Origin of the sequence: Pseudidiomarina mangrovi (genome assembly GCF_003999375.1) — a bacterium.
GTDB classification, from domain to species: Bacteria; Pseudomonadota; Gammaproteobacteria; order Enterobacterales; family Alteromonadaceae; genus Pseudidiomarina; species Pseudidiomarina mangrovi.
Genome location: NZ_RJLC01000014.1, coordinates 192362 through 208903 on the forward strand (window position 1 = coordinate 192362; position 16542 = coordinate 208903).

16 protein-coding genes are annotated in these 16542 nt (G+C 50.7%); 6 read left to right on the forward strand and 10 right to left on the reverse strand.

Features of this window, described 5'->3' with window-relative positions:
* Nucleotide 1: 1 nt before the first annotated feature.
* On the reverse strand, nucleotides 2-2146 hold the full coding sequence (locus EFO84_RS06685; protein ID WP_205701954.1) for a S9 family peptidase: 2145 nt from the start codon (nucleotides 2144-2146) through the stop codon (nucleotides 2-4).
* A 102-nt stretch (nucleotides 2147-2248) separates the two neighbouring features.
* Here EFO84_RS06685 and EFO84_RS06690 point away from each other — a divergent pair, with 102 nt between their 5' ends.
* Entirely contained in the window at nucleotides 2249-4312 is a 2064-nt protein-coding gene (locus EFO84_RS06690; protein ID WP_127347272.1) for a GGDEF domain-containing protein, read from the forward strand.
* A gap of 78 nt (nucleotides 4313-4390) precedes the next feature.
* On the opposite strand, the gene EFO84_RS06695 is transcribed toward EFO84_RS06690, so the two are convergent.
* The gene (locus EFO84_RS06695; RefSeq protein WP_127347273.1) at nucleotides 4391-6517 is read right to left on the reverse strand and encodes a prolyl oligopeptidase family serine peptidase; all 2127 of its coding nucleotides are present in this window, start codon (nucleotides 6515-6517) and stop codon (nucleotides 4391-4393) included.
* A 22-nt stretch (nucleotides 6518-6539) separates the two neighbouring features.
* Nucleotides 6540-7100, reverse strand: coding sequence for a glutathione S-transferase family protein (locus tag EFO84_RS06700; protein WP_127347274.1), 561 nt, complete (start codon nucleotides 7098-7100; stop codon nucleotides 6540-6542).
* Nucleotides 7101-7154: 54 nt separating this feature from the next.
* Between EFO84_RS06700 and EFO84_RS06705 the strand changes: the two genes are divergently transcribed.
* Entirely contained in the window at nucleotides 7155-7766 is a 612-nt protein-coding gene (locus tag EFO84_RS06705; protein WP_127347275.1) for a DUF502 domain-containing protein, read from the forward strand.
* A gap of 3 nt (nucleotides 7767-7769) precedes the next feature.
* The gene (locus EFO84_RS06710; protein ID WP_127347276.1) at nucleotides 7770-8435 is read left to right on the forward strand and encodes an alpha/beta hydrolase; all 666 of its coding nucleotides are present in this window, start codon (nucleotides 7770-7772) and stop codon (nucleotides 8433-8435) included.
* A gap of 2 nt (nucleotides 8436-8437) precedes the next feature.
* On the opposite strand, the gene EFO84_RS06715 is transcribed toward EFO84_RS06710, so the two are convergent.
* The 3 genes from EFO84_RS06715 to EFO84_RS06725 are packed head-to-tail and all read right to left on the reverse strand — an operon-like array spanning nucleotide 8438 to nucleotide 11085.
* Complete coding sequence (locus EFO84_RS06715; RefSeq protein ID WP_127347277.1) at nucleotides 8438-9523, reverse strand: ATP-grasp domain-containing protein; 1086 nt, start codon at nucleotides 9521-9523, stop codon at nucleotides 8438-8440.
* A complete protein-coding gene (gene purE / locus EFO84_RS06720; RefSeq protein ID WP_127347278.1) occupies nucleotides 9520-10011 on the reverse strand; it encodes a 5-(carboxyamino)imidazole ribonucleotide mutase in 492 nt (163 codons plus the stop codon). The genes EFO84_RS06715 and purE overlap by 4 nt, the downstream gene beginning before the upstream one ends.
* 60 nt (nucleotides 10012-10071) lie before the next feature.
* Complete coding sequence (locus EFO84_RS06725; RefSeq protein WP_127347279.1) at nucleotides 10072-11085, reverse strand: GGDEF domain-containing protein; 1014 nt, start codon at nucleotides 11083-11085, stop codon at nucleotides 10072-10074.
* A gap of 137 nt (nucleotides 11086-11222) precedes the next feature.
* Between EFO84_RS06725 and EFO84_RS06730 the strand changes: the two genes are divergently transcribed.
* Complete coding sequence (locus EFO84_RS06730) at nucleotides 11223-11774, forward strand: hydrolase (protein ID WP_127347280.1); 552 nt, start codon at nucleotides 11223-11225, stop codon at nucleotides 11772-11774.
* A 210-nt stretch (nucleotides 11775-11984) separates the two neighbouring features.
* Nucleotides 11985-12191, forward strand: coding sequence for a cold-shock protein (locus tag EFO84_RS06735; protein WP_127347281.1), 207 nt, complete (start codon nucleotides 11985-11987; stop codon nucleotides 12189-12191).
* A 62-nt stretch (nucleotides 12192-12253) separates the two neighbouring features.
* Here the strand turns inward: EFO84_RS06735 and cysE are convergent, their stop codons facing one another.
* A complete protein-coding gene (gene cysE, locus EFO84_RS06740; protein WP_127347282.1) occupies nucleotides 12254-13045 on the reverse strand; it encodes a serine O-acetyltransferase in 792 nt (263 codons plus the stop codon).
* A 163-nt stretch (nucleotides 13046-13208) separates the two neighbouring features.
* Between cysE and EFO84_RS06745 the strand changes: the two genes are divergently transcribed.
* A complete protein-coding gene (locus tag EFO84_RS06745; RefSeq protein ID WP_127347283.1) occupies nucleotides 13209-14489 on the forward strand; it encodes a metal-dependent hydrolase family protein in 1281 nt (426 codons plus the stop codon).
* Here EFO84_RS06745 and EFO84_RS06750 read toward each other — a convergent pair.
* From EFO84_RS06750 to EFO84_RS06760, 3 genes are all read right to left on the reverse strand, one after another.
* Nucleotides 14484-14948, reverse strand: coding sequence for a DUF2489 domain-containing protein (locus tag EFO84_RS06750; protein ID WP_127347284.1), 465 nt, complete (start codon nucleotides 14946-14948; stop codon nucleotides 14484-14486). The two genes, EFO84_RS06745 and EFO84_RS06750, sit on opposite strands and share 6 nt — an antisense overlap.
* On the reverse strand, nucleotides 14941-15396 hold the full coding sequence (gene yihI, locus EFO84_RS06755) for a Der GTPase-activating protein YihI (RefSeq protein ID WP_127347285.1): 456 nt from the start codon (nucleotides 15394-15396) through the stop codon (nucleotides 14941-14943). Before yihI ends, EFO84_RS06750 begins: the two co-directional genes overlap by 8 nt.
* Before the next feature lie 472 nt (nucleotides 15397-15868).
* Nucleotides 15869-16507: a c-type cytochrome gene (locus tag EFO84_RS06760; RefSeq protein ID WP_127347286.1), complete on the reverse strand. Its 639-nt coding sequence runs from the start codon at nucleotides 16505-16507 to the stop codon at nucleotides 15869-15871.
* Nucleotides 16508-16542 lie beyond the last annotated feature (35 nt).

Sequence of the window (16542 nt, forward strand, 5' to 3'; positions counted from 1 at the left end):
CTCACTTTTGTTCCAATAAGTTAAGGATAAAGGCATATTCTTCAGCGATTTCTTTCAGTCGCGAGAAACGCCCCGATGCGCCGCCATGGCCAGCCGACATATTGGTTTTAAACATCAATGGGTTGCTATCGGTTTTGTGCTCACGCAATTTCGCCACCCATTTGGCCGGCTCAAAGTACTGTACTTGCGAATCATGCAAGCCGGTAGTGACTAAAATAGCTGGATAAGCCTTTTTACTGACTTGGTCATAGGGCGAATACGACAGCATATAATCGTAATACTCTTTTTGCTTCGGATTGCCCCACTCGTCAAATTCATTGGTGGTGAGCGGTATGCTCTCATCTAACATAGTGGTGACCACATCAACAAAGGGTACATGTGCCATTAAGCCGCGATATTTCTCCGGCGCCATGTTAGCCACTGCGCCCATCAATAAGCCACCAGCACTGCCACCCATACCAAATACTTTATCGGCCGCTGCATAGCCTTCTTTGACCAAGTGGTCGGTGACATCAATATAGTCGGTAAAGGTGTTAATTTTCTTCAGTAATTTGCCATCTTCGTACCAATGACGACCCATTTCTTGGCCGCCACGAATGTGGGCGATGGCGTAAACGAAGCCGCGATCAACCAGTGAAAAGACCGTACTGCGGAACGATGGGTCAGACGACGAGCCATACGAGCCATAGGCATACTGATACAGCGGTGCTGTGCCATCAAATTTAGTCCCTTTACGGTACAACAAGGTCACTGGAATCATGACGCCATCACGCGCTGTAGCCCAGGTACGAGTGGTTTCGTAGCGACTGGCGTCATAATTGGGTACCGGGGCCCGCTTCAACAGCTCTTGCTCAGCGGTTGCCATGTTGTAGGCGTACACCGTGCGTGGCGTCGTCAGCGATGAATAGGTATAGCGTAAAATCGGCGTATCTTGCTCGACGTTCACTTCGAAGCTGGTGACATAGGCCTCTTCATCGGTGGCGATCACTGTGGCTGCGGCCATATCTTGCCACGGCAAAATACGAATTAAACGCAGGCCATTACGGCGTTCATTGAGCGCTAGGTAATCTTTGAACACCGTCATGTCTTGAATAAACACCGCATCATCATGAGCGACTAACGGCTGCCAGTTAGCACGGTCGCCTAGGGCGTCGGTGCTGACCTGCATGATTTGGTAGTTCGGTGCATTCCAATCGGTACGGATGATCCAGCGCCCATCAATGTGGTCGGCGCTGTAACTAAAGTGGCGCTCACGTGGCGCTATGACTTGAAACTCGCCATCGGGCTGGTCTGCATTCAATACCAGCATTTCATCTGACACCGTGGCACTCAAATTGATCACAATGTAGTTGCCATCGGTAGTGTTATTCACCCACATATAGAAGCTGGTATCGGTATTTTCATAAACCAATTCAGCGCTATCTACCGGAGCACCAACTTTATATTTCATCACGCGAGTAGACAGCAGCGTCTGCGGGTCATTCTCAATCACGAATACCGTTTCGTTGTCTTTGGCCCAAGCGATTGCGGCAGACAAACCAACCAGTTGCTCTTCATAGTCGAAACCGGTGGTTAAATCACGAATGTGCAATTCATACTGGCGACGACCGGTGGTGTCGACCATATACGCCAATAATTGTTGGTTCGGGCTAATCTGCAGATTACTTACCTGCATGAACTTTTTGCCATCAGCGAGTTTGTTAACATCTAGAATGATTTGCTCGGTGCCTTCCGCAATATGGGTACGCACATAAATTGGATACTCTTTACCGGCTTCATAACGTTGGCTGTAGCTATAATCGCCGCGCACGTAAGGTACCGAGGCATCGTCCTGAGCAATACGGCTAATCACTTCCTGCTCAAGTGTTGCAGTCAGGTCAGCGTAGCTGGCGCGGTAGGCATCGTAATAGGCATTTTCAGCTTCGAGGTGGGCAATCACGTCGGTGGCAGCGCGCTCATCATCACGCAGCCAATAGTACGGGTCGTCACGGTCACCGTTGGGTGAGGTCACCGTATATGCGACCTTTTTCGCCACCGGTGGGGCTATGGCCGATTCTGGCGCCGGCTTATCGCTGCATGCGGCAAGCAAAGTTGCCACCATGGTAAGACAGCATAGATTGATAAATAACCGTTTAAACTGTGTCATGATCTCGTCTCTCAGGCTGAAATGTGCTATTAAAGATGAACTAATTCTATCCTATAGAGTTGCTCTGCAACTCACAACTAGAACGCGTAGCAAAGTCTATTGATGAAACCATCGTCGCCGTTATTGATTTTACTGTTTACCCTGCTGTTGCCGCTCTATTCGGCTACGGTAGCGGTAACCCCTGCTATCGCGCAACAAGTGGCGGTTGTCGATACCGCCATAGAGCAACAGTTAGATCAATTGCTGCGCGCCGATCTCAGTAACGACCAGCGGCGTCAAGCCTTTCATACGATAGCCAACGACATGGCGGAAAGTGCGCCTATTGCGACTCGGGTTCGGGTGCTTGCTTATTTGGCGATGGAATATGCCTATATTGAGCAATTTGATGAAGCCTACCGTCGCCTTGCCGAAGTGCGTCAATTAGCCGAGCAATACGGTACGATTGATAGTCTGACCGAAGTACGCGCCACCTATATCGAGATCAAATTAGCCGAGGGTAAGTTCACCGAAGCGCTCAGCTTAGTTGGAGAAACTGAGCTCGGCTTGGCACAAACCCAGTCGCCTCGCATTCGCTACTACAGCCACACCTTGATTGCCTCGGTTTACAGTAACCGTAACCAGCTTGAAAAAGCGCTTTCACATTTAGTGTCCGCCAGCGAAGCAATCATGGAGACCAACGATAGCCGCACCACCATCCGCCGCTTACATGTGATGCTGCAAATTGCCCAAATACAATCCCAACTGCACAACAATGAGGCTGCTTTAGCGCGGGTTAATGAAGTACTGGAGCTTGCCGCCAGTGCCGGTCTGACCGACATGTTTTATCACGATGCCATGCTGCAGAAAGCGCTGATTGAAACCAATGCAGGTGATTATGAGCAAGCATTGCGAACCTATAGCGCGCTGAAAGCGAGTCTAACCGAACAAACTACCACGAATAGCCACTGGTATCTCAGTACCGTACTAAACAACATGGGCGACTTAGATATTCGTACCGGTCGTTATGACGAAGGCCGCGAGGTGTTAGCAGAGGCGCGTGAACTTGCGCTTGCTAATGGTGATGACGATAGCGTCAAACTGACCGAATTTAACATTGCCTTTATTGACGTGCATCAAGGCCTGCATCAACAAGGTCTGGAACAAATGAGCGCTCTCGTTGAGCATTTTCAACAGCGTTGGCCCGAAACCGACTTTGAACAACTGCTCGGTGAATATGCTGAAGCACTTGGTATCGCCGGCGACTATCAACGTCAAGCGCAGGTGCTTCTGCAGCAACGAGATATCCGCGATAGACTGTTTGACCGTGAGCTACAGCGCAATTTGACCGAGCTTCAAACAGTATACGATAGTAAAGATAAAGAGCAGCAAATCAAGCTACTGCAACAACAGAATAGCCTGAAAGAACAGCTGCTCACCAACGAAGAACAACGACAAACCATTTTAACCCTGCTCATTGCGCTGTCGGTATTTGCCGTTATCATTGTATTTTTTCTGTACCGCGCCGCACGACGGGCAAACCGACAGTTAAAGCATGCCAATGCCAAGTTGGCCGATCAATCATTGCGTGACCCGCTCACTGGTTTGCTCAACCGCCGCGCCTTGCAACAACAGCTGGCGAAACCTCGCAGCAGTGGCAGTGGTTGTGATGCCATGATTCTCTTAGATGTTGACCAATTTAAACGCATCAACGACCACCATGGCCATCAAGCCGGTGACCAAGTTCTGGTTGAATTAGCTAAACGCTTACGCAAGGTGTCACGCGACCGCGATCAGATTATTCGCTGGGGTGGCGAAGAGTTTTTAATCTATGTGGTGAATACCAGTAACGAAGCACTGCCGAATCTGGTCGAACGGGTGCTGTTCGAGATCGGTCGAACGCCTATCGCGCTGGCTGATTCGGAACTACAGGTCACCGCTACAGCGGGCTTTATTAGCTTTCCGTTTGCCAACCCAGATAGCCAGCCAATCGGCTGGGAAGAAACCCTACAGCTCGCCGATATGGCGCTGTATGCCGGTAAAGTTCATGGCCGTAACCAAGGCTGGGGTATCATGCGCTTGAATGTCCCTTTTAGCCAGGCGCGCCAGCGCTTGGAGACCGACCTACCGGGGGCTATCGATGATCACTTGGTTGACGTAGTCACCGTGATGGGTCCACAGTTGTCTTAGCTCTCGAAAAAAGTCGCGGTAAAAGTCACCGATAAAAAAGCCCCGCAAGTGCGGGGCTTTGCTGTTCTGACGAGTTATTTACTCAGTGATACCCATGTTAAACAAGGTGAAGCCATAAATGTCAGCCCATTGTTCAATGGTTTTTGAGATGGGTGTGCCGGCGCCATGACCCGCGTTAGTTTCAATGCGAATCAGCTGCGGCCATGGGCCATTGTTCTTGGCCTGTAACTCGGCGGCAAACTTGAATGAATGCGCCGGTACTACGCGGTCATCATGGTCACCGGTGGTGATCATAGTGGCCGGATAGCTGACGCCATCTTTAACGTTATGCACTGGCGAGTAGCCCTTCAAGTAGGCAAACATCTCGGCGCTGTCATTGGCGGTACCGTAGTCATAGGCCCAACCCGCACCTGCGGTAAAGGTGTGATAACGCAGCATATCGAGTACCCCTACCGCGGGTAGTGCTACGCGCATTAAGTCTGGGCGTTGCGTCATCACCGCACCAACCAATAAACCTCCGTTAGAGCCGCCACGCAGCGCTAACCGCTCACTGGAGGTATAGTTTTCAGCAATCAAGTATTCCGCTGCAGCAATAAAGTCATCAAACACATTTTGCTTTTGCTGCTGCGTACCGGCTCTATGCCAAGCTTTACCGTACTCACCACCACCACGAATATTCGGCACCGCGTACACACCGCCAAGCTCCAACCATACCGCGTTGGCGACACTGAACGACGGCGTTAAGCTGATATTGAAGCCACCGTAACCATACAACATGGTTGGGTTGCTACCATCGAGCTTAAGGCCTTTTTTGTGAGTAATGATCATCGGTACCTTGGTACCATCTTTCGAGCTGTAGAATACTTGCTTCGACTCATAAGCGCTGCTATCAAACTGTGCTTTAGAGGCCTCATAAACCGTCGATTCACCGCTTGCTGGTGCGAAGCTGTAGATAGTGGTTGGTGTGCTGTAATTAGCAAAGCTGTAATACAATTGCTCGGCATCTTTCTTACCGCTAAAACCACCCACACTACCTACCCCCGGTAGCTCAATATCGCGGACAAATTTGCCGTCATAGTCGTACTGTTGCACCATGGCAATAGCATCGACCATGTATTCAGCAAAAATGAAGCCACCACCAGTGCTGGGACTTAAAACCTGCTCTTGTTCAGCAATCAGGTCAACCCAGTTATCTGCACCTGGGCTCGCTGCATCAACGGTCACCACGCGCTTATTCGGCGCATTTAAGTTGGTGACCAAGTACAGTGTGCTACCACGGTTATCAAGCAACGAGGTATCTGAGTCAGTGTGATCTAACACTGTGACCAATGGCGCATCTGGCTGACTTAAATCACGTAAAAATAGCTTGTTGCCTGATGTTGAGACCGCTGCATAAATCAGTAAATAGCGGTCATCATCGGTCACTTGCGCAGAAATATAACGATGCTTCTCAGCCTCGGTGCCACCAAATACCACCGGATCATCGGCTTGCGCCGTGCCAAGCTTATGGTAGTACAACTTATGCTGATCGGTCATAGCTGATAGTTCGCTACCATCTGGCTTATCATAGCTGGAGTAGTAGAAACCATCATTGCCGTACCACGAAATACCACTGAACTTAATGTCCACCAAGGTCGGTTCAAGCTGCTCTTTGGTGGCTACGTCAATGACAATGATTTTACGCCAATCACTACCACCTTCTGAAATTGCATAAGCAGCAATCGAGCCGTCACGCGAGAAGCTGATATCGGCCAGCGAGGTGGTGCCATCGGCACTGAAGGTATTCGGGTCAAGGAATACCTCGGTGTTGCCTTCCGCATCAGTGCGATATAACACCGACTGATTCTGCAGACCATTGTTGCGGTAAAAATAGGTGTAATCACCTTCTTTGAACGGTGCACTTGAGCGCTCATAGTTCCATAATTCGGTGAGCCGTTGTTTGATGCTCTCACGCATTGGAATTTGCGCCAGATAATCAAAGGTCACAGCATTCTGAGCTTTCACCCAAGCTTCTGTTTCGGCGCTACGATCATCTTCCAGCCAACGGTATGGGTCAGCAACTGTAGTACCGAAGTATTCATCCATGACGTTACCGCGCACGGTAGTTGGATAAGTTATTTGTGCTGCCATTTTTTCTTCTACTTCCGGTTCAGGTGCACAGCCGGCGATAACAGCCAAGCCAAGCAGCCAAGCAAATTGTTTCATTGCATAGTCTCCAGTTGAACGATTAACCAAGCGCAGGATGCGTATTGGCAAACCAAGATTGATTATTTAGACCCGCTAAAAATTGCATTAAATTTGGCCATGGCGTCAAGTCCAGACGTTGACGGAATAGTGCCCAGCTGAGCCAGCAACCTAAGCGAATTTGGCCATCGGTATAGCCGCCTTCGATGGTCCAATTGCGTTGGTCAAGCTCAGTCAAAATTGCTTCAACGCGAGCACGTTGTCGCGCCAAATAGGGTACTTGCTCGGCAGTGAAACCATCACGCTCCAACAGGAACAAGTTGATTTCAGTATCTAAACCGGTGCTCGCCATGCAGTACAGATCGTAATCGGCGGCATCAGGGCAAAACGGTTGTGCCGCCAAGCCACGCAGGTAGCGTATAATGGATGATGAGTCGGTCAAACGCACATCGCCATTTTCAAAGTACGGCACTCGCTTGGTAGGCGTCTGCACGGCGCTGGTGGCATAATCCGCTGGAACAAAATCGAACGCTTGTTGATTCTGTATCAGCACAATGCGGCAGTGACGCACAAAAGGTGAGGTAAAACTACCAAATAACTTCATACTGGCCCTCTAAAGACGTTAAGCTATGGTATCAATCTGCTTGAGATTATCACAATGAAACGCGCCATTCAGTATTTGCTTCGCGGCCTCACGATATTATTACCCTTAGTCATCACCATTGCCTTGACGGCATGGTTATTGACCACCATTGAAACCTGGCTGAGCCCAGTGTGGATTGCTATCCTCGGTGAGAATTTTTATTTTCACGGCTTAGCCTTTATCAGCTTTCTGTTGGTGGCTGTGTTGGTTGGTTTTAGTGCGCGCTGGGCCTTAGTTAATACCATTTGGAGCTTGCCCGGCAAGATCATGGGGCGCATGCCGGTATTGCGCACCTTGTATAGCACCGTGACAGATGTTTTCGACTTGATGTCAGGGACCAATTTTACCGATGAATCGGTGGTGCTAGTGACCATGCCCGGCAGTGAAATTCGGCTGATTGGTATCGTCACCAAAAAAAGTGGTGACGCTGACGACCAGTTATCGAAACTACTGGATGATGACCATATCGCGGTATTGCTACCTATGAGCTACAACGTCGGTGGCTATATGGTGATCGTGCCACGCAGTGCAGTTGAACCGCTCGATATGAGTCCGTCAGAAGCGATGCAATTGACCATCAGCGGTGGCTTGGGTAAGAATCGCATGAGTACCAGCAAAAAGGATTAAGCCGTGACCGATACCCTCTTACCTTGTGTTGAAATTGAACCGCCACAGCCCGCCAATCGCGCAGTAATTTGGCTGCATGGCCTCGGCGCCGACGGTAATGACTTTGCGCCGATTGTGCCGCACCTAAAAGTCGCCGCCAACGTGCACATTCGTTATGTGTTCCCACACGCACCGAAGCTGGCAGTAACCATTAATGGCGGCATGGTGATGCCCGCTTGGTACGATATCCTCAGCATGCATATTGAACGTGAGGTGGATACCGCCCAGTTGCGGCAGTCAGCACAGGCCGTCAACGCGCTGATTGCCCGCGAGGTGGCGCGTGGTATCAAACCTGAACACATTGTCTTGGCTGGCTTCTCACAAGGTGGCGCGGTGGTCTATGAAGCGGCGTTATCGCACCCGCAACGACTAGGTGGGCTGTTAGTGATGTCGAGCTATCTAGCGACGGCGGCTTCGGTGGTTTGTCATGCCGCTAATCAGCAGCTACCGATACTGATCCAGCATGGTAGCCATGACCCAGTGGTTGCCGAACAACTGGGTCAGCAAGCACAGCAATGGTTGCTAGCGCGGAATTATACGGTGAGTTACCAGCGTTACCCCATGCAACATCAAGTGTGCGCAGAGCAAATTGCAGCCATAGCCAAATGGCTTAATGAGGTGCTGGCTTAACCCTAAGCCAGCGTTTGCAGGCGCTCGGCCCAGGTTTCTACCCAGCCCACCGCGCTCTCTAAATCATCAATCTGCACGTTCACATGACCAACCTTACGGCCTGGCTGCGGGCTTTTGTTGTACCAATGACAACTGGTTTGTGGGTGATGCCACAATCCAGCTGGAATACCGTCTACACCGATAACATTAAGCATCAGCGTAGGCTGCACGCGCAGTTGCGGCAGCGGCATGCCGGTTAGAGCACGGATATGCAAATCAAACTGGCTGCACGAGGCACCATTCATGGTCCAATGACCTGAATTATGCACCCGCGGAGCAATTTCATTGATCAGTAACTGCGCCTGATCGCCAGCACCGACCACAAAAAACTCTATCGCCAGCACGCCAACATAATGCAGTGCATCGGTAAGTGCCTGGAAGCAGCGCTCTGCCTCGTGTTGTAAAGCCGCTGGTATAGCTGTGGCTCCGGCTACGCTATAGCTCAGAATACCCTGCCTATGGACATTGGTGATCAACGGATAACACACCATGCTGCCGTCTTTACCGCGTGCGCCCACCAGCGATACTTCATGGTCAAACGCAATCAGCTGTTCGGCAATACCGGCCTGTTGCCCAGCTTCTGCAGCCAGTGCAACAGCATCATCGCCGCTGCGGAAGCGCCATTGACCTTTACCATCATAACCACCACGCGCCGCTTTCAGCACCAAATCATGCGGGCTGCGCTGTAGCAATTGCTCGAGCTCGGCGACAGATTGATAACTTTGCCATGGTGAGGTTGGTACGCGGCAATCATCAAATAACTTTTTCTCCGCACGCCGGTCAGTCAAGCGCTGAATTCGCGCTGGGTCCATCAAGAATTTGTGTTGCGCCAAGGTCATCACCTCAGCAGGAATGTCTTCATGTTCCCAGCTCACCACATCAGCCCAATCAATCGCTTCGGCGAGCGTCATAGCTAATGGTAGTTGCGCCGACAACGGCTTTACTTGCTGGCTACGGGTGCTGTACAGCAAGCATTCGTGGCCGTGTTGTATGGCGCTGGCGCCCAACATCTGTCCAAGTTGCCCATCGCCGCTGAACAAAATCTTCATTGCGGCAGTTCCAAGCTTGGTCCGTTCATGACGTGCTCACGCTGAGCAGCGCGAAACGCTTGTACGCGCTGACGCACAGCAGCATCAGTCACGCCAATGATTTGCGCTGCTAACAGGCCGGCGTTAGCCGCGCCAGCTTCGCCAATAGCTAGGGTGCCTACGGCAACGCCTTTTGGCATCTGGACAATCGACAGTAAGCTATCGAGGCCCTTCAATTGCTTGCTCGATACCGGTACACCAAGCACTGGTATGGCAGTAAATGCCGCCAGCATACCGGGTAAATGAGCGGCACCTCCGGCGCCAGCTATCACCACCGGCACAGCGTCACGCTCAGCCTGTTGCATGGCACTTTGCAGTAAATCGGGAGTTCGGTGCGCGGAGACCACACGCGCCTGCCACGGCACGCCTAAGTCGTTTAACATTGTGGCCGCATGTTGCATCACCGGCCAGTCAGATTGTGAGCCCATTAAAATGAGAACTGGGGTCATGCGCTGCTGCTCCTTTGAGAAAGGTGCGAATTGTAGCCAGAGCGGGGTTATGGTGCAAATTTATTGCGCAACTTTCAGCCGATTGCGGCCTTGACTCTTCGCTCGGTCCATGGCGGTATCCACTGCTTCAATCAGGTCTTGCCAGTTTTTGCCGGTTTTATGTTGGGCAATACCAGCACTCGCCGTAACCGTGGTCATCATGGTTTTGACCATGAATGGTTCATGACGAATACGGTTGAGCACATCGCTGCCAATTTCTACCGCTAACTTTAATGGCGTATCCGGCATGATGATACTGAATTGCGCGCCATTGCTGCGCACAATAATATCGGTAGCTCGAACCACGCGCTTAATGCGGGCAGCGGTTTCTTGCAATACTCGGTCACCGAACATGTAGCCATACTTGTCGTTGACCAGTTTGAAACCATCTAAATCGAGTTGAATCACGCTTAATGGCCGCTCTAAGCGTTCATTCTTGGTGATTTGCTGGCGTAATATTTGCTCAAGGTAATCGCGATGATAACAGCCAGTGAGAGTATCAGTGGCATTGGCTTGAATGAGATTACGCTGCATACCCGCCATCATCACTAAAAACACCGTACCAACACCAATCAATACCAGCATCGAGATAGCAATTTGCCAAGCATATTCAAACGGTAGAAACTGGTACATCACCGCCGCAAAAGCGGCGTAAATCAGCATGATCACCAGCACAAATATCGCTTTGTCGAACATGAAAAATACCATGGCCAAGATCGGGTACATCCAATAAACCCCGGCTATACCGCTTGATTTCATGGCCAAACTTGCCAGCACGCCCAGCGATACAATACAAATAAAGTTGATCCACTGTGGCGCTAACCGCTGCCGGTAGAGTATGCCAATCGCAAAGAATCCCAGTGCCACCAACAATACCGCCGAACTATGCAACCACTTGTGCTCAAAGCCCTTTAATACGGTGATCAGCAATAACACCAAGGCGACACCGAAATAAATCATGCGCATGGCAAGCAAGCGAAAGTGTTGCCAGAGATTCACATGAGTTGATAGAGGGGCGGTTCCGATCGAGTCCATGGGCGCTATCCAAGTAAACAATTACTTCACACTGTACCCTGAAAGTTCGCGTCTGACCAGATACCAACTGGCCTTTACCTCAAGGATATTTTTACGGCACACTGGCGTTAACCCGTTCGCTGCATAGAGACCAAGACATGCTCATACAAGCCAACTTAAGTGCGCTAGTCATTATAGATGTGCAGGGCAATCTTGCCCAGGTGATTGACCAGGGCGCTGCGGCGGTAGCACGCATCAAGTGGCTCGCCGAGATTGCCTCTGAGTTGCAGGTACCTCGACTGATCACCGAGCAATATCCACGCGGACTCGGGCCCACTGTCGGCGAGCTGAGCGCTATCGCAGAGCGCGCTACGGTGCTACAAAAAAGCCACTTCAGTGCCATGCAAGAAAGCGACTTTGTCACCACCCTTACGCAGTTGGGCAAGCCACAGATCGTCATCTGTGGTATGGAAACCCATGTTTGTGTGCTGCAAACCGCCGTTGAACTCCAGGCCGCTGGCTATCAGGTGTTTATTGTTGAAGATGGTTGCGGTTCACGCCGTGCCAGCGATAAGCAAGCGGCATTGCGACGGCTAGCCGCGCTCGGTATTCAGCGCGTCACCAGTGAGATGGTGGCGTTTGAATGGCTCCATGATTCGGCCACGCCGCAGTTTAAGCAAATCAGTAAGAATTGGCTGCGCGCCCTGTAGTTGACCGCTAACCCTGTGTGTTGCCTCAGAAAAGTTTATTTGACAGGGTCTAGATTGAGCGTATACTGACCACCGCTAGAAAAATTCGGCTGTCTGATTGTGGCCTGTTACGAAGTCTATTGCTGTACCTCGTTTTGTAAGTCCCAAGGAATACACGTATTTTTATTAGCAATACCCTGATTTTTTACATGCACTACGAGGATTTCAAGCATGGCAACTGTAACTGGTAAAGTAAAATTCTTTAACGAAGCTAAAGGCTTCGGTTTCATCGAGCAAGAGCAAGGCGCTGACGTATTCGTTCACTTCTCTGCTATCCAATCAGACGGTTTCAAAACCTTAGCTGAAGGCCAAAAAGTTCAGTTCACTATTGAACAAGGTCCAAAAGGCCCACAAGCTTCTAACGTAGTACCTATGTAATTTAGGTTTCGCGTTACAAAAAAGCCGCTCATTGAGCGGCTTTTTTTATACCTTCGAGGTTCTTACTGTTGCTGAGACCGTTCAGCTGCAGCTTGCTTCTCAGCACTAATAATATCTTCGTCTTCAATGGTGACCTGCGGAATTTCATCGCAGACATTACCACCCAAGTGATTCACCGCTTTACACAAATCGGCTACTTTCTGATCCAGCACATGCACGTGATCCAACATACGGCCAATAGCGGTTGCTACCGGGTCAGGATTGTCCGCAGCTATTGCATACGCATCAAAACCATACTCTTTGGCCATCGCCGCGCGTCGTGCACTCGCCTCATGGTCCTGCGGAGAACGCACAATTCGGGCTGGAATACCGGTGACTGTTGTCGCTGCCGGTACCGATTTCACCACCACCGCGTTAGACCCAATGCGCGCATCGTCACCCACCTCGATCGGCCCGAGCACCTTGGCGCCAGCACCAATCACCACACCATTGCCCAAGGTCGGGTGACGTTTGCCTTTAGCCCAACTGGTACCACCCAAGGTCACGCCATGATAAATGGTCACATCATCGCCAATTTCAGCAGTTTCGCCAATCACCACACCCATGCCGTGATCAATGAAGAAGCGCCGCCCAATTTTTGCCCCAGGATGAATTTCTACCCCAGTAAACCAGCGTGCCAAGGTTGAAATAAAGCGTGCCAACCAGAGTAACCGCCAGCGCCACAACTTATGACTGAGGCGGTGATACCAAATAGCATGCAGCCCGGGATAAGTGGTCAAAACCTCAAACCAATGACGCGCTGCTGGGTCGCGTGCATAAACACTACGAATATCTTCGCGAATACGAGAAAACATGACACCTTCTATGGTCAGACCCTGAAATTAATCACAGTATACCAAGAACCGCTGGTGTGCGTTAATTGAACCTATTTCTGCGTTGCACGGTGGCTCTGGTGGTTGCACTCAAAGCTAGCACGGGCGTATGGTAGACCAACCTGTTGATAATAAGGATTGTATTATGCGTAAACTACTGGCTATTGCGGTCACCGCCGCCCTGTCATCGAATGCCTATGCCGACACCCTAGTGTATGCTGGCACCCTTATTGATGGCACCCAAGCCAAACCACGAAATAACGTGACCTTAGTGATTGATGAGGGCCGTATCAAGGCGATCAACACAGGCTTTACTAAGCCTGCACAAGGCGATGTGGTTGTTGATCGGCGCAGCGGCACAGTGATGCCTGGATTCATTGATATGCATACCCACCTAACGTCACAAATGGCGGCAGGTAGCTATATGGATCGGTTCACCAAGAATGCACCCGATATCACCCTAGACGCAGTGCACTATGCGGAAAAAACGCTCCATGCTGGCTTTACCACAGTGCGTGATCTCGGCGACTCTTTCAATGCCAGCTTGGCCTTACGCAATGCCATCAATGCTGGCAAGGTTCAGGGCCCGCGCATCTTTTCCGCCGGCAAGTCAATTGCCACCACCGGTGGTCATGCCGATCCAACTAACGGTACCCGCGACGGTATTCACGATTCTCCGACCCCTGCTGATGGTGTGGTTGATGGCCCCTATGAAGCACGCAAAGCCGTGCGAGCGCGCTATCAAGATGGTGCTAATCTAATCAAATTGACGGTAACTGGCGGCGTACTGAGTTTAGCGACTAGTGGTCAAAATCCACAATTTATGACAGACGAGCTGGAAGCTGTTGTTACCGCGGCGAAAGATTACGGCATGAAAGTGACGGTGCATGCTCATGGTAAAGAAGGTATGTTGCGTGCCATTGCTGCTGGTGTCGATTCCATTGAGCACGGCACCTACATGGACGCCGAAGTCATGACCGCCATGAAAAAAGCCGGCGTGTATTACGTACCGACTATTACTGCCGGCAAGTCAGTAGCAGAACGCGCTGAAATACCTGGTTATTTCCCCGAAGTCGTGCGCCCAAAAGCAGCCGCCATTGGGCCGTTAATTCAGAGCACCTTCGCAGAAGCCTATAAAGCGGGCGTTAAGATCGCCTTCGGTACCGATGCTGGAGTATTCGATCACGGCGAGAACTATCGTGAATTCGGCTATATGGTAGAAGCTGGAATGCCGCCACTCGAGGCGATTCGTGCAGCTACGTTTGAAGCCGCCACCTTACTCGGTACCATTGCTGATTTCGGCACCTTGGAAGTTGGTAAACGTGCTGATGTGGTAGCCGTCGATGGCGACCCACTGGCTGATATCAGCCGTTTGGCGAACATCAACTTGGTCATCAAAGACGGCAACATCGTTAAGCAGTTATAAGCTGCGAAACGCCTTTACTAAAGCGCGGGCTTCGGCAACCAAAGCTTGCTCAAGCTCGCGCTCGTAGCCTTCACGTTGCTTATCCATGGCACGAATCTCAGCTTTAGGCCGTTGCTTACGCGCTGAGTGCGTTGGCATGTGCTTTATGCGCTCATACATATCATAGATAGCAGGATAGCGGGCCACATAGTCTTGGTTGCTAGCACTACTGTGATGATCAAGCAGTACCGCTATGCGCAAGGCGCCCTCAGATAACTCGCACTGGCCTTGCTCCATGGCCATGGCAATGGTCACAACGCTCTCGACCACGTGGCTGTCACGCTTGTTTGCGGCTTGTTGCTGCGCCTGCCGCTGCTGTCGTAGCTGCGCCAGCAAACGCCCAGCAATATATGCCAGCACCACAATAATGCCAACCCCGAGCGCAATCAGTAGCCATGCCCACAGCGGTATTTCAGTCATCGTCATCCTCATCCACCTCAAGGCCAAGCAATTCGGCCAGTTGCTCAAACCGTTCAGTACGTGTATCCACGTATCTTAGTTCAGCAGCGGTGAGTTCTTCATCATTATCCAAACGCTCAAGCAGCAGTTGCAGCTTGCTATCATTTTCAAGCTGTGCCAGTTCAGCTTCAGCAGCGGCGCGCTTTTGCGCTTCGCTCACAATCGGTGCGGCTTGCTGCGGCTTGATCAAGGCAATCGGCTGTTTACTGCCATGGCGCGGGTCCTTAGCGCCGCCAGCAGTATTACCGGTAGCCTTTTTAGCACTAGAAGCAACATTAAAACGGCTACCGGGCTTACGCCCTTTGCCTGCATATACGCGGTCTTCAGGAGTCACCCGCTCAACCATGGCTTTAGGCTTTAAGGATGGCGCGAGAGGGCCAGGTTTACGGGATTTCTTTTGGCGAGTCATAGCCTATCCATCATTAGTGGGAGATAAGCTGTAGTTTACCTGAGGGCAAATAAAAAGGCGATGTTGCCATCGCCTGATTGAATTTCTCGTTAGCTCACACAGCGCACCTGCGATTACTTGAGAACGGTTGTCATTGCTTCCCTTTCGTTAATTTTTACGTCCGTGATTTTTATTGTTGTTATTATTATTTGTTTAGCGCATTGACCGGCATGTTAGATTTTTTATTAGAGCTCGGTTGCTTATTAAATATGGCCTCCTGGCCTTTTCATTATTCCCTGGATTAAATCAGTACAGTGCGTCGCAGTGCTGTCTCAGCAGGTTTTGTTGCGATTTAATTGTGACTCAGACTACTGATTCAGAAATATTTCGCAACAACTTTTATGCTCTAAAAACTAGTTTCTTTATAACTTTTCGTCTTTACCGCTATATTTTTTTAACTTTTATAGCGGCTTAACGACTCGCTAATAAGCTATTAATATAGGCCCTGTAGGTATTTCGCTAACACTTCCATATCGGCGTCGGTCAGTTTGGCGGCAACGTCGCGCATCATGCCATTTGGGTCATTGGCCCGTTGACCAGAGCGGAATTGCTTCAGCTGATCGATGGTATAAGCAGCGTGTTGGCCAGAGATATCTGGGAAGTTCGCTAAGCCCATGCCATCGCCACGCGGGCCATGACAGGCGGCACAGGCAGCAATTTTACGCTCAGCATCACCACCTCGATAGAGCTTCTCAGCCGCAGCGATGACCTCTTCAGGCGCTTCACCGCCTTGCGCAGTTTGCGAAGCAAAGTATGCAGCTAAATCAGCCATATCTTGCTCGCTTAAGAACATCACCTGGGCGCTCATAATGGCGTTGTTGCGGCCTTCGGCACCGCCGGTTTCAGAAGCACGCTTATAATCGAGCAATTGCTTCAATAAATACGATTCGTGCTGACCGGCAATTTTCGGGTACATGTCTGACGGTGAATTACCATTGCTACCGTGACAGGCTGCACATACAGCAGCTTTCGCTTGGCCAGCTTCGGCATTACCGGTGGCCGCTTGTGCGTTACCGGCAAAGGCAAGGTTTAAACCGAAATATAGCCCGACAACCAATGCTACTTTTTTCATGATCGAGGTCTCTGCTCTGGATTATGTGACAGACG